This window comes from Mesorhizobium sp. M7A.F.Ca.AU.001.01.1.1 (assembly GCF_004022735.1).
GTDB classification, from domain to species: domain Bacteria; phylum Pseudomonadota; class Alphaproteobacteria; order Rhizobiales; family Rhizobiaceae; genus Mesorhizobium; species Mesorhizobium ciceri.
Genome location: NZ_RZPF01001101.1, coordinates 1 through 1,291 on the forward strand (window position 1 = coordinate 1; position 1,291 = coordinate 1,291).

Sequence of the window (1,291 nt, forward strand, 5' to 3'; positions counted from 1 at the left end):
GATCGCCGATCTGACCGTCTCCCAGGAAGGCGCCCGCGCCGCGCCCTGGGCGGTGACCGATGCGCCGGAGCCCTTCATCCAGTCGCAGATCAAGGGCATTATCGGGCTGGAAATCGAGATCAGCGAAATCCACGGCAAGTGGAAGGTCAGCCAGAACCGGCCGGTCGCCGATCGCGTCGGCGTTGCGCAAGGGCTCGAACACGAGGACCACCGGTCGCCCGACATGGCCGGATTGGTCAGATCCTATGGCGGCCTGGACGGCGTCTAGCTGAATTGGCGGAATGTAGCTTGGAGGTTGGTCATGACGACCAAGCGGGAATTTCAGAGCGACGCCTTTGAGGACCATAGCGCGGTCAGTGACATGGTTCGCGCTGGGACGATCAATAAGCAGACACTACGGTCTTTTGAGGTCTGTCGGTCCGGCCCATCACCGTTCGCGAAGGAAATTAAGGCGCGCCAATGAGCACTGATGAAGCCGAGCCTTGGTGAAGCCCAGCCCGGCCAAATAGAAATCGGGTCATTGCCCTGTAAAAACCTTATCTTTATTAAAATATTTGTCTATGTTGTAAATTGCATGAGCATTACCTTGTGCGGCGGCCCTTTTAAACCAATCATGAGCCACCTCTCGCTCGGACGGCACTCCAAGACCTTTAAGATAGGCTACTCCAAGAGTGTTTTGTGCTTCCGCGTTTCCTTGGTCCGCCGCCTTTGTCGTCCACTCGATCGCTTGCATGAAATCCTGCGGCAGTCCGTAGAATCCGCCGCCATAACTCTGGCCCAACTGTTCCTGAGCCGCAGCATTCCCGTTTGCTGCCGCTTTCTTCAGCCATTTCACGGCAGTGTCTTGGTTGGCGGTTACACCATGCCCAGTAAGGTACATGGCGGACAGCATCGTTTGTGCATACGCTGAGCCCTGCTCCGCGGCCAATAGGTACCATCTGGCCGCTTCAGAATAGCTCTGCGTTACGCCGTTCCCCTCGAAATACATGGCAGCAAGAGCCGCTTGAGAGTCCGCAAATCCACTCTCGGCGGAGAACGCAATCGACTTCAGCGCCTGTACCTTGTCGACTTCAATTCTCAGATTTGGCGGTGAACTGGGAGTTCCGCGTCCTGTCAAAAGCAATAGGCCAAGATTGTGATTGGCCAACACGTCGCCATGTTCCGCAGCCCGCCTGAACCACGCGATGGCTTCGGTGTAGTTCGTGGCGGTGAGTGTCCCCTCTAGGAAATTCACTCCCAAATTATATTCTGCGCGGCTGTAACCGCGCTCTTCGGCCTTCCTTTTCCAAAA

General features: G+C 56.2%; 2 protein-coding genes. One reads left to right on the top strand and one right to left on the bottom strand.

The annotated features are described in order from the left end of the window. The coding region (locus EN884_RS36180) for an FMN-binding negative transcriptional regulator (protein ID WP_206617755.1) at window positions 1–268 on the top strand (268 nt) is incomplete at its 5' end. Between the two features lie 249 nt (window positions 269–517). On the opposite strand, the gene EN884_RS36185 is transcribed toward EN884_RS36180, so the two are convergent. Next, the coding region (locus EN884_RS36185) for an SEL1-like repeat protein (protein WP_128361141.1) at window positions 518–1,291 on the bottom strand (774 nt) is incomplete at its 5' end.